Origin of the sequence: Microbacterium sp. BE35 (assembly GCF_031457705.1) — a bacterium.
Taxonomy (GTDB): Bacteria; Actinomycetota; Actinomycetes; order Actinomycetales; family Microbacteriaceae; genus Microbacterium; species Microbacterium trichothecenolyticum.
In genome coordinates this window covers 143610-157733 of sequence record NZ_JAVDXD010000007.1, presented here as the reverse complement: position 1 = coordinate 157733, position 14124 = coordinate 143610, and the positions used below count along the sequence as shown (strand labels likewise).

Annotated in this window: 7 protein-coding genes; all 7 read right to left on the bottom strand. The window is 69.2% G+C overall.

Features of this window, described 5'->3' with window-relative positions; translation table 11 throughout:
• Positions 1 to 7 precede the first annotated feature (7 nt).
• Positions 8 to 2224: a glycosyltransferase gene (locus J2Y46_RS20120; RefSeq protein ID WP_052676719.1), complete on the bottom strand. Its 2217-nt coding sequence runs from the start codon at positions 2222 to 2224 to the stop codon at positions 8 to 10.
• Entirely contained in the window at positions 2217 to 3335 is a 1119-nt protein-coding gene (locus tag J2Y46_RS20115) for a DegT/DnrJ/EryC1/StrS aminotransferase family protein (RefSeq protein WP_045297610.1), read from the bottom strand. Before J2Y46_RS20115 ends, J2Y46_RS20120 begins: the two co-directional genes overlap by 8 nt.
• Positions 3332 to 3958 (bottom strand): NeuD/PglB/VioB family sugar acetyltransferase, encoded by a 627-nt coding sequence (locus tag J2Y46_RS20110; RefSeq protein ID WP_045297612.1) that lies wholly within the window; start codon positions 3956 to 3958, stop codon positions 3332 to 3334. Before J2Y46_RS20110 ends, J2Y46_RS20115 begins: the two co-directional genes overlap by 4 nt.
• A complete protein-coding gene (locus tag J2Y46_RS20105; RefSeq protein WP_310244893.1) occupies positions 3958 to 5100 on the bottom strand; it encodes a DegT/DnrJ/EryC1/StrS family aminotransferase in 1143 nt (380 codons plus the stop codon). The genes J2Y46_RS20110 and J2Y46_RS20105 overlap by 1 nt, the downstream gene beginning before the upstream one ends.
• Positions 5097 to 6092 (bottom strand): NAD-dependent epimerase/dehydratase family protein, encoded by a 996-nt coding sequence (locus tag J2Y46_RS20100; RefSeq protein ID WP_310244891.1) that lies wholly within the window; start codon positions 6090 to 6092, stop codon positions 5097 to 5099. The genes J2Y46_RS20105 and J2Y46_RS20100 overlap by 4 nt, the downstream gene beginning before the upstream one ends.
• Positions 6089 to 7150 (bottom strand): Gfo/Idh/MocA family protein, encoded by a 1062-nt coding sequence (locus J2Y46_RS20095; RefSeq protein ID WP_045297616.1) that lies wholly within the window; start codon positions 7148 to 7150, stop codon positions 6089 to 6091. Before J2Y46_RS20095 ends, J2Y46_RS20100 begins: the two co-directional genes overlap by 4 nt.
• Before the next feature lie 70 nt (positions 7151 to 7220).
• Positions 7221 to 13811: a DUF4082 domain-containing protein gene (locus J2Y46_RS20090; RefSeq protein ID WP_169748676.1), complete on the bottom strand. Its 6591-nt coding sequence runs from the start codon at positions 13809 to 13811 to the stop codon at positions 7221 to 7223.
• Positions 13812 to 14124 lie beyond the last annotated feature (313 nt).

The following is a 14124-nucleotide window of genomic DNA, read 5'->3' as shown; positions in this document are numbered from 1 at the left end:
CTCCCCGTCACGAACTGCCGACGCCGTCGAGGGCGCCGTGCACCCACACGCGCACCGTCCTGCCGTCCCATAGACGCGTGAGCCGGTCCTCTACCTCCGCAGCGGCGCGATGCCACCGCCCAGCCTCTTCTATGCGCGGTTCGATCGAGGTCTCGACCTGCTCGCCGACGATCACCAGCAGGACGGTGTCGTCGAGCTGGGGCGGCGCGAGATGGGCGGCGCCGACCGCCCCGGTTACGACGACGGCTCGCCCCGAGCCCAGCACGCCGGCTAGCACCCGCTCGTTCGTCGCGTACCGGAGGCCGTGAGGAACCTCGGCAGCCGAAGCATCGGGGGAGGCCGCGCGGCCGACACGCACGAACGCGACGTCCGTGCCGTCGTTCACGACGGCCGACTCCGCACGCGCGGCGATCGCGTCCTCGACGAGCAGAGCGATGACGACATCGACGGGCAGCCCGGCCAGGAGCGTCGAGATCGCGGTGCGGTCCGGCTCTCGGCTCACGCCCCGCAGGCGGGACCATTCGCGAACCGCACGGCCCGTGACGCGTCGGCCAGCTCGCACTCCCCGTCGGGCGATGACCGACACACGCGGCGGTCGGCGGCGGGCCGGCCCGCGTGCGAGGTCGACGGCGCTGGGCTCGGCCACGTGCGCCACGCGCGCCGCGAGCTCGGGTCGGCCCGCGGCCTCGAGCTCACCGCGGAACTCCGCCCGCCATAGTTCCCAACGCTGCGCGGATGCGCCGTGGACCGACCGCCGGCGGGCGCGATGGGCGAACCCCACAGGCAGGTCGGTCAGGTGCGACAGCACCCACCGCGTGCGGTCGAGCTCTGGATGACGGAGGCCGGGATAACGCTCGGACAGTTCGACAGCCTCGCCCGGCTTGCCTTCACAGAGCACCGCCCGCAGTAGCCCTGCCCACTCCACAGGGTCGGGCTGGGACGCGCCATGTGCACGAACGACGACGCCGGTCGAGTACTCCAGGATCCGCCGTGCGCGGGACGGCTCACCGAGCTGGAGCCAGCTGCGCGCGATGCCGTACGCCGCCTCGGGCTCGAAATGCATGTTGAGCACCTTCGCGAACTCATCCAGGGCGAGCTCGGGGCGCCCCGATCGCAGCCGCTCCCGTCCAGAGGCGACGAGGATGCGATCCACGCCCGCCGGAGCGATCGGGCTCACCGCACTCGCAGCCGGCGCAGGGTACGGGTGTTCGAGTGCGAGCGGGCCGAAGAGACCGGGCTGAACGACACGCTGCCCCGCACCGGCCCGCCGGCTCAGGTCGTACCAGTCCCGGATCTGGGAGCGATTCTCGATCGAGTGCCGCGCGTGGGCAAGCTCCTGGCCCGACCGCGCGATCCGCTCCCGGAGCGTCTCGTCGCCGAGCACCTGTTCGACCTTCTCGACGACATCCGCGGTGTCGGCGAAGATGCAGTTCTCCATGTCGACGAACCCCGCCGCCTCGACCGCCTCGGTCCGCTCGGTCAGCAGGATCGCTCCCGCGGCCGGGATCTCGAAGTGCTTGCGCACCAACTCGTTGGCGATCGTCCCGCAGGTGGGGACGATCAGGGCCGAGCTCAACGATCGCGCATACGCCTCACCGCTGGGCATCCCGATCGAGGCATCGCGTCCGAACCATCCCGCATGCGGCAAGGCGCGCACAGGGAAACGCTCGGAGAGCAGGCGATCGACCCTGACCCGCCACGGATAGTTCGTCGCCCGGCTGCCGCTGAGAAGAATCGTCTGGGACTTGCCCTCCGGGTAGGAATGGAACACCGCCCGGTCGGCGAAGTTCGGCCACACGTAGGTGCGGTCGGCGATATCGGGGGTGTAGCCGGTCGCCGAGGCCGCGATCGTGAAGAAGGTCTCCACCCCCCAGTCGTCCATGTCGGAGAGGAAGACCGAACGCGTGAGGCAGTAGGCGTCCGCGTCGAGGAGACCGATCTTCGGGATCTGCGGATGCGTGTCGGTGCGAGTGATCGAGCGGTCCGGCCGAGCATACACTCCGGACTCGAACAGGGCCACGTCGGGTCGGACGCGGTCGACAACCTCGTCGTAGTCGCAGTTCTCGGCGATGACCGTGACGTTGAAGAACTGCTCGAGGCACCTGACGTGATCATCGAAATGACCGCGGATGAACTCTGGCAGATCCGTGTCGTTCAGGCGGAAGAACGCCAGACGCGGCCGTGCGGCCGCGTCCGCAGAGAATGCTGCCGCGAGGTCAGCCATGGCCCCGCGTGGCGGTTGACAGCTCGTGAACGACCCGCACCTGCTGGTCGGGCACGATGTGAGGGAAAATCGGCAGCGACAGGATCGTGTCGGCAGCGCGCTCGGCGACCGGGAACTGCCCGCGGCGATATCCGAGCCCCTCGTAGGCCTCGGTGAGATGCACCGCAGTGGGGTAGTGGATGCCGACGCCGATGCCGGCGGCACCGAGTTCGGCCGCCACGCGGTCCCGGTCGTCGACGCGGACGACGTAGAGATGCCAGACGTCCTCGTTGCCCGGACGCGTCGCGGGCAGCCGCACGCCGTCGACCTGCGCGAGTAGGTCACCGTATCGGGCGGCGGCCGCGCGTCGCGCGGAGTTCCAGCCGTCGAGCCGGCGGAGCTTCGCCCGCAGCACCGTGGCCTGCACGGCGTCGAGCCGCGCGTTCATGCCGATGTGGTCGTGCACGTACTTGACCGAGCTGCCGTGGGCGGCCAGGTTGCGGATGAGCGCAGCGACGCCTGCATCATCGGTCATGACCGCACCCGCGTCGCCCGCCGCGCCGAGGTTCTTGCCGGGGTAGAAGCTCGTCGCGGCGACCCTGCCCAAGGCGCCGGCACGCCCGGCGGGACCCGACGCACCCTGGGACTGTGCGGCGTCCTCGACGACCTCCAGGTCGTGCTTCCGGGCGATAGGGGTGACGAGCTCCAGCGGCGCCGTCTGACCGAACAGATGCACGGGCGCGATCGCCTTGGTACGGGGGGTGATAGCCGCTTCGATCGCGTCCGGGTCGATGAGCAGGTACTCGTCGTCGACGTCCACGAAGACGGGCACCGCCCCGATGCGCGAGGCGGCCTCTGCGGTGGCGATGAAGGTGTTCGCAGGCATGATGATTTCGTCGCCCGGCTCGACTCCGATCGCCCGGTAGGCGAGCTCGAGCGCATCCGTGCCGTTGGATACGCCCACCACGTGCTCGACGCCGATGTATGCGGCGTATTCGTATTCGAACGTCTCGACCTGGGGGCCGCCGATGAAGGACGCCGACGTCAGCTGCTCGCGCCAGATCGGGAAGACCTCCTCGGCGATCTCCGCCTGCTGGGCGGTGAGATCGAGGAAGGGGACATTGGTGCTCACGCGCGTGCTCCGATCTCGCGGGCGGGCACACCGGCCCACGTCGCCTCCGTGGGGACGTCCTGCAGCACGACGGCCCCCATCCCCACCGTGGACTCGGAGCCTATCGTCAGCCCCTGCCGTACGGACGCATTCATGCCCACGTAGGCGGCTTCCCCCACCCGGACGGCTCCCCCGAGCGAGACCCCCGCGGCGAGCGTCGCGAAGTCCTCGAGGGTGTCATCGTGAGTGATCGTGCAGTTCGGCATGACCACAACGTGGTGGCCGATCACGGCATCCGCGGTCACCACCACGCTGTCCAGCACAATGCTGCCGGCCGCGATGTCGCTCGATCTACCGATGCGCGCGGAGCGGGCGACGAAGGTCGCGTACCGCTCCTCGTCGACGCCGAACTTGCGAAAACGGCGCACGACGTTGCGGCGGCTCTGGCTCGGGCCGACGCAGACGAGAAGCGACTCGGCGCGTGCGACGGCGTCGGCGACGGAGCCGACGACGGGAACGCCGTCGATCTCCGTCTCATGCAGCTCGACATTGTCGTCGAGGATGCCGACGACACCCGTGATCCCCGCTGCCAGCACCTCGCGCGCCAGCCCGCTCGCCCCCACGAGCAGAAGTCCTGCCGCCACTACGCCGCTCCGATCGGCGCGCGCAGGACGGCGATCACGCGATCCTGGTCCTCCTGCGTCAGCTGGTGGAAGACCGGAAGGATGAGCGTCTTCTCGTTGAGTCTCTCGGTGACCGGCAGGCCCCCTTCGGGGGTGAGATCACGGTACGGGGGCTGCCGATGCGCTGCCATGATTCCCCGGCGCGCCGAGATGTCGGCGTTCGCAAGAGCCTCGAGAAGACCGTCGCGATCGGTCGGGTACTCATCGCCGACCTCGACCCAGAACGACTGGAAGTTGCCCGTGCCGTATTCGGGATCGGTGACTGCCCGCAGCCCGACGATCTCCTCGATCGCCCCCTGGTACCGCTCGGCGATCTTGCGGCGCCGCGCGACGATCTCGGGCAGTCGCCCGAGCTGCACGAGCCCGACCGCGGCCTGAAGATCGGTCATGCGGAAGTTGAAGCCGACCTCGGTGTACTCCTCGGCGGGCGGCAGCAGCGACGCGTGGCGGTCCGCCGCCGAGACGCTCATCGCGTGCTCGCGGAGGTGCCGTGCCCTGTCAGCCCAGTCGGGATTCGACGTCGTGATCATCCCGCCCTCGCCTGTCGTGAGGAGCTTGCGGGGGTGGAAGGACCACGCGGCGATCTCGGCGCCGGCCCCGACGGGACGGCCCTTGTACGTCGAGCCCGCGCCGCACGCGGCATCCTCGATGACGACGATGTTCAGCTGATCGGTGAAGGCCCGGATGTCGTCGATGTCGACCGGAACGCCACCCTGATCGACGGCGATCACCGCGCGCGTCTGAGGAGTCAGGGCCTCCGCGACCGTGTGACCGGTCACGTTGCCCGTGACGGCGTCGACCTCCGCGAACACGGGGTTCGCCCCGACGTAGGTGACCGCGTTCGTGGTGGCGATGAACGAGAACGACGGCACCACCACGTCGTCGCCCGGGCCCACGCCCGCGACGATGAGCGCGAGATGCAGCGCCGTCGTGCAGCTGCTGGTCGCAACGGCGAAGCGGGCCTGCATCGCGTCCGCGAACTCCTCCTCGAAGCGCGCCACCCGTGGGCCCTGTGCGACCCATCCGCTGGCGATCGCCGCGGCGACGGCATCCGCCTCCTCCTGGCCGAGCCAGGGCACCATCACGTTGATGCGGTCGCTCATGAGACGGGGACCGCCCGACCCGCCGCGATCTCCTCGCGCAGCGGCTGCCACCAGTCGACGAGCTGGCGCAGGCCCTCGTCGATGCCGATGGTCGCCTCGAATCCGAGGTCGCGCCGCGCGGCCGACGTGTCGGCGAGGCGCCGCGCGACGCCGTTCACGGCACGCTCCGGGCCGTGCTCGACACCCAGGTCCGAGCCCATCACGCGCAGCAGCGCCTCGGCGAGCTCGAGCAGGCTGGTCTCGGTGCCGCTGGCGATGTTGTAGGTGCCTTCGACCACGTCGCTCTGCGCGGCGAGCAGGTTGGCGCGCGCGATATCGGGCACGCACACGAAGTCCATCGTCTGCTGGCCGTCGCCGAAGATGAGCGGCGGCTTGCCGTCGGCGATGCGCTCCATCCACCGCACGAGCACCTCGGTGTACAGACCGTGGACATCCATTCGCGGGCCGTACACGTTGAAATAGCGCAGCAGCACGTAGTCGAGCCCCTGCATGGCACGGAAGCTGCGGATCAGGCCCTCGTTGAACGTCTTGGCCGCCCCGTACAGGGTGTCGTTGTTCTCGTGGTGGTGGCGCTCGGTCGTGGGGAACTCCTCCGCCATGCCGTAGACGGACGCGCTGGATGCGGCGATCAGCTTCTTCACACGGTGCTTCGCGGCGGATTCCACAACGTTGAACGTGCCGTCGACGAGCACCTCGAGTGCGAGCCGCGGCTCTTCCGCGCACTGGGTGATGCGGATCGCCGCCTGGTGGAAGACGACGTCCTTGCCGGCGGTGAGGTCGTCGATGAGCTTCGCGTCGCGGATGTCGCCGTCGACGAGCTCAACCTTCCCGGTCGCCAGCGCGGCGTCGAGGTTCGCCCGGCGACCGCGCACGAGGTTGTCGAGAACGTCGACGTGGGCGACGCCGGCGTCGAGGAGCTGGTCGACGAGTGTCGAGCCGATCGTCCCGGCGCCGCCGGTGACGAGGACGCGGGTGCCTTCGAGAGTGGTCATGCTTCCTGCACTTCCTTGATGTGAGATGCGACGTGATGGGGCGCACCGTCTGCGCCCAGGCTGGTGGAGGCCGCTTCGAGCACCGAGAGCACGCGCAGGCCGGACTCGCCGCTCGTGCGGGCCGGGCGGGCATCGCGGATCGCCGCGGCGAACTCGCCCGCGACGTTCGCAAGCGCCTCGCGCTCGGGCAGCGCGGGCGCCCACGTGTCGCCGAGTCGATACGAGATGTTCGCCGCACGCGTGTCGGCCGTCGCCTTGGACTGCAGGGCCAGGTCGACGCCACGGTCGTAGACGCTCACCCGCTGCTGCGGATTGAGGTCGTCCCATACGAGCGTGCGCCTGGTGCCGCCGATCACCATCTGCCGGATCTTGGTGGGGCTCAGCCAGTTGACATGGACGTGAGCGATCCCGCCACTGGTCAGGGGCATCGCGAGGTAGCCGATGCACGCCTTGCCCGTGCGCAGCGGGTCCGAGCCGTGCGCCGACACCGAAGTGACGTCGAGACCGCCGGGGAGGATGAAGTCCATGATCGACAGGTCGTGAGGGGCGAGGTCCCAGAACACGTCGACGTCGGGCTGGATCAGGCCGAGGTTGATGCGCACGCTGTCGACGAAGAGGATCTCGCCGAGCGCCCCGTCCTCGATGAGCTCTCGGATCTTTAGGACCGCAGGCGTGTAGCAGTAGGTGTGGTCCGCCATGAGGACCAGACCGTTCTCACCGGCGCGCTCGACCATCTCGACGCCGCGCTCGCGGGTGTCGGCCAGGGGCTTCTCGACCATGACGTGCTTCCCGGCATCCAGCGCGGCCAGCGCGATCGGATGGTGCGTGCGCGCGGGCGTGGCGATGGCGATGGCATCGATCGCCGGGTCGGCGAGCACGTCATCGAGGCTCGGTGTGATGGGGACCCCGCCGACGCTGTCGGCCACGCGCTGGGCGCGTTCGAGGTCCAGATCGCAGATCGCAGCCAGGTTCCAGTCCGCCGACGCACGGAAGTTGCGGGCCAGATTCGGCCCCCAATACCCCGCACCGATGACGGCGACGCTCAGTCGTGAAGACACGTCGGATTACCCCCATTTCCTTCTCTCCAGTCCCCAAACCGGAGTGATCACTGCTGCAGAACCCCGTCGACTAGTTGTCGGGATCGAAGATGACGTCTACCCAGTACTTGTTGCTGCTGATGTTGGTCGGATTGGATGTCCCGAATCCGGCCACGCCCCCATTGGCGACTGTAGACAAGGGGGCCACTGTTACGGAAGAGGCCAGTGCACCGTCGGTCACGGCGTACCGTCCGGAGGAGCTATAGAGCGTCACCCGGTACTCCGTGCCGACGGTCAGTCTCACCGGCGACGAGAGCAACGCGCTCTGCCATCCGGACGATGTCTCGTTCTGGAACGTGACCTGGGCGAGGACCGTGCCGGTCGCGCTGCGCAGGTAGCCCGTGTGGGTGCCCGTGTTGAGGGTGCCCTTGTAGTACTTGATCGTTGTGACCACACCGGGAGCACTCGTGCGGAATCTCGTGCCCACCTGGTAGGCCAGCACCGCACTCGCGTTGGAGTTCGTGGGAGTTCCGGTCGCGAACAGGCTCACCTGGTCCGGCTTGGCCATCGTGGTGAACGACCACGTTCCGCCGGTCACCGCACCACCGTTGGCGGTCACCGTCGCGGTGTAGGTCTTGGTCCAGTCGAGGGCAGCCGCCGGCACGAAGCTCGCTACGCGCGTCGTCGCGTTGTACGTCGACGTGCCGGCGATGTTCGTCGCTCCCTGCGCCAGCGTGATCGCCCCGGCCTGCGCGCCGCTCGACAGAGTCGCCGTGATGGTGAGCGCCGACGGGTTCACGTTCGTCGCGCCCGACGCCGGCGAGCTCGACGTCCGGGTCGCCTGGGCGATCGTGGTGAACGACCAAGTGCCGCCGGCCAGCGCCGCTCCGTTCGCGGTTGCCGTGACCGAGTAGGTCCGCGAGAAGCCCAGCGCCGCCGCCGGTGTGAAGGTGACCACCCCCGTCGACACGTTGAAGCTGGACGCGCCGGCGACCGCGGCGCCGCCGGTCGCGACGCTGATCGCCGCGGACGACGCGTTCGAGATCGTCGCCGTGATGGGCGCGTTGACGAGCACCCCGGTCGCCGACGACCCGGGCGTCCTGGCGGTGATCGCCGGGTTGGCGATGGTGGTGAACGACCACGTGCCCGAGGCCACGGCCGTGCCGTTCGCCGACACGGTCGCGGTGTAGGTCTTCGCCCGGTCCAGTGGTGCAGTCGGAGTGAAGGTGACGACGCCCGTCGAGGCGTTGAAGCTTGAGGTTCCGGCCACCGCGTTGGCGCCGGCATTGAGCGAGAGGGTCGCGTTCACCGCGCCGGTCAGGGTGGCGGTGACCTGGGCAGTGGCAGGATCGACCGTGCTGGCTCCTGCGGCGGGTGTCGTCGCGGTCAGCGTCGCCACCGGGAGGGTGGAGAACGACCACACCCCGCCCGTCACGGCCGCGCCGTCCGCCGTCACCGAGAGCTCGTACGTCTTGCCCCACTGCAACGAGGCCGCCGGGACGAACGTGACGGTGCCCGTGGACGGGTCGAAGCCGGACGATCCGGGGACCGCTGCGCCGCCGCTGCTCAAGGTCATCGACGCGGCGGTCGCGTTGACGAGCGTGGCCGACAGCGTCGCCGTCGCGGGATCGACGTTGGTGGCCGACTGGGCGGGCGTGCGGTTGCTGATCGACGGCGCCGCAAGCGTCGAGAACGACCAGGTGCCGTCCGCGACCGGCTGCTGACCCACGCTGACCGAGACCAAGTAGGTCTTGCCCCGCGCCAGAGCCTCCGTCGGCACGAAGCTCACCACGCCCGTGGCGGCGTCGAAGGTGCTCGCGCCCGCGACGGCGGTGCCGCCTGTCGACACCGCCATCGTCGCCGACGTCGCATGCGCGACGGTCGCATTGATCACCGTCGTCGTCGAGACCCCCGTCGCATCGGCGCTCGGAGTCCGCGACGACAGGGCCGGTGCTGAGGGCGGCACGACGGTCGGCGGCGGCCCAAAGTCGATCTCCACATCGGCGAAGTAGGCCGACCCACCCCAGCTCGAGGTGGGGAAGCCGCCGTTCGCCCCGTAGAAGAAACGCCCGTTGTCGGTGGACGGCCCCGTGATGTCGCCCGAGACACGTGCCTGCGAGAAGTACCCGCTGGTGTACCCGTAGCCGCCGTTCGGCGCGAAGTACGACACGACATAGGTGACGCCGGGCTTCACGAGGGTCGGTGTGCTGAGCACGGCCCGCTGCCATCCCGAGGCCGATTCGTTCTCGAACGTTACGTGCGCGAGCTCCTGGCCGGTCGAGGTCCACAGGGTTCCCCGATGCGTGCCAGTGGACCCCTCGCCCTTGTAATAGCGCAACGCCGTCACGTTGCCCGCCTTGGCCACCGTGAACGCGGTGCCGAGCTCCACCGGGTCGGTCTCGGCCACGGACGCGACGGTGGGCGACGCATCGCCGAACAGCGTCTGGACCTCGCCGGATGCCGGCGGCCCGACCGACTCGAACGTCCAGGAGTGCAGGCCCAGCCCCCCGAGGGTCACCGTGGCGGTGTACGAGGTTGCATACGCGAGCGCACTGTCCGGCTGGAACGACACGGTGCGGGTCACCGCATTGTAGGTGGCCTCGCCCTCGGTCTCGGCGCCGCCGGCCACGACCGTGATCCCGACGGACTGGCCGGCCGCATCGCGGTTGAGCGTCGCGGCGATCGGCGCGTCGATGGCCACCGCCGTCGCGGCGTCGGCCGGCGAGGTCGACTCCACGGCGAGCGGGGTCTCTCCCTGCGAGTCGGGGACGAACTCGAGATCCACGAAGTAGTTGGTCGAGTTCCAGGTCGAGGTCGGCATCGCCGCGCCATCGCCATAGCGGAAGACGCCGTTGGCGGGACTGACAGCGGTGAGCGGACCCGACGACACTGGCGCCGCGAAGTATCCACCCGTGTATGAGTAGCCGCCGCGGGGAGCGAGGTAGGACACCGTGTACACCTGTCCGGCGGTGAGGGCGACCGGCTGCTGGAGCACCACGCGCTGCCAGCCGCTGGCGGTCTCCGACACGAAGGTGGCCTGCGCCAGGCGCTCGCCCGCCGCATTCCAGATCGATCCCACGTGGGTTCCGGTGTTCGAGGTCGACTTGTAGAACCGGATCGCGGTGGCATTGCCGTCCGACGCCGTGGTGAACGACATCCCGAGCTCGACCGATGCCGTGTCCGACGCCTCGGTCTGCGCCGGAGTCGCTGCGCCCAGGAGCGAGAAGATCGTCGCCGAGCCGACGGCCGTGAACGACCAGCCGACATCAGCGCCGGCCACGCCGGACTCAGAGACGATGCCGGTGATGGCGACCGAGACCTGCGCCCACGAGGAGTACGGTGCCGAGGGCGTGAAGCTCAGCGTCTTCTTGTCGCCCGAAAGCGACCACGATCCAGCCACCGGGCTGCCGTTCGCCTTGACCGTGCCGGTGTATCCGCCGCGCAGCGCGCCGCTGAACGTCGCAGAGATCGGCGCATTCGCCGCGACGGCGGTCGCGCCGGCGGCGGGCGACGAGCTCGTCAGGACGGGGCTGTCGCCGAGCGGCTGGAAGACCACGTCCACGCCGTAGTCGGTGGTCGAGCTCTGCGTCGGGAACCCGTTGGAGTAGGTGAAGACCGATCCGGCGGCGGCGACGGTGAGGGGTCCGCGGGTGTACTCCTGCGCGAACGTCGCCGGGGTGGCCGAATACCCGCCCTGCGAGGCGCGGTAGGACACTACGTATCGCACGCCGGGCTGTACCGTCACCGGAGTCGATAGGTTGGCCTTCTGCCACCCGGAGGCCGACTCGTTGGTGAAGTCCACGGTCGCCAGCGCAGTGCCGGAATCGTCCCAGAGCGTGCCGACGTGAGCGCCCATGTTGCCAGGTCCCTTGAAGAACTTCAGCGCACTGATCTTGCCAGGGATGGCGACGGTGAACCCGACACCGAGCGTGACCGACGACGTGTCGGAGTCGCTCTGGATCGCCGGCACGCGGCTCTCGTCGAAGAGGCTGCACGGGCACTGCCCATCGGACTGGCCGTCTGCACGCGTCGTGAACGTCCAGCCGGAATCGGGCGCCAGGCCCACTCCCGCGGCGTCCTGCGCGACCGGCGTCACCGTGTACGCCGTGCTCGGCGCGTACGTCCCCGTGGGAACGAACCGGATCACGCGAGTGGCCGAGTCGTAGGTGACCGTCCCCGGCACGGTGGCGCCGGAGGGATCCTTGATCGTCAGACCGACGGACTCTGGCGTCGCCGGCCTCGTCAGGGTCGCCGTGACCGGGGCGTCCAACGCGACGCTGGCGGCCCCCGCGCCGGGCGTGCGCAGCTGGATCCGCAGGGGCGACGTGTCGGACTTGGTGAACTCCACGTCCACGAAGTAGTTCGCGTCGGACCAGGTCGAGGTCGGGAACTGCCCGGCCACGCCGTACACGCCGGCGGTGTTCGCGCCGGTGGCCGACGTCACCTTCACCGGCGACGAGGGCCGCGCATTGTACGGCCAGTAGCGTTCCTGGTAGGCGTAGCCGCCCTGGGGCGCCGTATACGACACCGTGTATGTCTGGCCCGCGATGATCGGCACGGGTGAGGAGAACCGAGCGGTCTGCCAGCCGGTGGCCGACTCGGTCGCGAAGGTCACCGTGGCCAGGCGTACGCCCGCCTCGTCCCAAAGCGACCCGACGTGCTGGCCGAGGTTGCCGGCTCCCTTGTAGAAGCGCACGCCACTGGCATATCCGTCCAACTCGGTCGAGAAGCGCAGCCCGAGCTCTACCGCCTGGCTGTCATCGGTGGACGGGTTGGCCGGAGTGGCGTTGCCCAGCGCCGAGTAGGGACCGCCGACGGTGATGGCGCGGCTCACGCCGGTCGACGAGTAGTTGGCGCTGTCGTCGATCGCGCGGGCCGTGATCGTCTGGGCGCCGTCGCCCTGCTGCACGTAGGTGAAGGTCCAAGAGGTGGTGCCTTCGGCTCGGCGCCACGTCGTGCCCCCGTCGGTGGAGACCTCGACGCCGGCGACGCGGCCGCCGACGTCCGAGGCCGTGCCCGTCACGGTGACGGCGGTGCCGTTCGGGATCGCCTGGCCGGCCGCCGGCGAAGTGATCGTGGTGGTCGGCGCCGTGGTGTCCGTGCTCTTGGTGGCCGCGAACAGTCCCGACATCAGCGTCGAGGGCTGGGCGCCCATGTCGGCCAGGAGGTTCACGGTCGCCTGCTGAATGCGCGAATCGGAAGTGCCCTGGCGTCCGTCGTGCACGTCGTCCAGGCCCCAGCCCCAGCGGATCGTACCCGCCGAGAAGACAAGCGCACCGCTGGGCGCACGGTACAGGGTGATGTGGTGCTGCGTGGTTCCCGCGGCCACGACGTTCCCGTAGTCGCGCAGGTACTGCGTCGTCGGCGCGACGGTGGTCGACATGCGGATCAGGCCCGCCGGGCGGAATCCGTTGTCGACGTCCTCGTTCGTCTCGTAGCCGAGGATCCCGTCGCCCAGGCTGACGCTGGTCCCCGATGCGATGTTCGACAGACCGGCGTTGCGCCAGACCCGGAGCTTGCCCTCCTCCGAAGTGACCTTCATGGGCAGGTCGATGTCGTTGACCATGTACATCGTGCCGGTGAGCGCGTTCTCCGGGTTGTGCGCTCCCTGCGCGGACGTGGCGTATCGGGGGTCGCGCGAGGTTCCGGTCCACTGCTCGTCGGGGTCGATCTTCCCGTACGCCCAGGTCTCCTTGTACGTGACCAGCGTGCGGTAGGGCGTGTGGGAGCCGTCGACCGACGACTCCCAGCGCACACGCCAGTAGCCTTCGTTGCCTGTCAGGAACTGGAAGTTCACGCCGGCGTCCCGCGCCGCCTCCATGTTGGCGCGCTGAGCGCCGGACCAGTACTCGTCGTGACCGACGGACAGGAAGACCTTATGGTTGAGCAGCTCGGAGCCTCGGCGGTCCGTGTCGATGTCGGTGGTGTAGCTGACGTCGTAGCCGTTGCGCTCAAGGAAGCGGACGGTGGGGTATTCGGAGTCGAAATAGAAGTCGCGTTGAGTGTCACCCGACGGCGAGTTGAGATCTGTGGAGTCGCGCGTCGCGAAGGGGCGGTTGTAGCTCAGCTTGTACGCGCGGTTGTTGGCACCTCCCTGGTAGAAGTTCGCGCCGCCGTAGGTGTTGTACGCGTGCCACGTCGTGTCGGAGGTCTGGAAGAACACGTCCGAGGTGTTGCCGTCCTTGCGCACGATGAATGTGATGTGGCTCGCATCGCCGTTGGAGCGCGTCAGCTTGGCGATGTAGACGCCCGAGACCGCGCTCGTGGGCACATCCCATGATGCCGAGACGCCCCAGGTGCCACAGTCGTACAGCCCGGTGCTGGCCTCCGAGATGCACTGGGGCTGGTGCTGCGGCAGCGGCGCGGTGACGGGGACCGAGGTGATGAACCGCGCTCCGAGCCCCTGGTACCACCCAGTGCGATAGATGTCGATCGTGTAGGCCGAGGCATCCGTATCGATCTTGAAGTCGATCTTCGAGCCTGCGTTGACGGAGATGTCGGTCGCGAAGCCCTGGATGCTCGAGTCGCCGGCGCCGGAGACGTCCCACACGTCCGGGTCCGTGCCCGGCTTCTGGTTCTCGCAGACGATGGGGTTGATCGTCGCCCCGCAGGGGCTGCCCGCGGCCTGCGCTGCGGGCGTCGGCGCGAAGGCGACGAACGCCGCTGCGATGAGCGCGACCACGGCCACGAACGTGCTGATCCGGGCACCACGGGGCCATCGCCGACGAACTCCGACCGTCCCCATTGCAAAGTTCGTCATGATCCCCAGTCCCCGCCGACGTCGCGGTCATCCGACGCTGCGACCCCCGTCGCAGCGCGAGCTCCGGATCGCGCGCCGTCAAATCCCCATGGCGCAACGATTCGGGTCTCCCCGCGGGCAGTATATCCTCATGCCGCCCCTCCGTGGAGGGGGAGCATGGCGTACCTTTACCCACTCTTGAGGGAGAGCCCGGGCCCTCGACTGATACATCTTTCGAAGCAGACCCCGGCCCCGC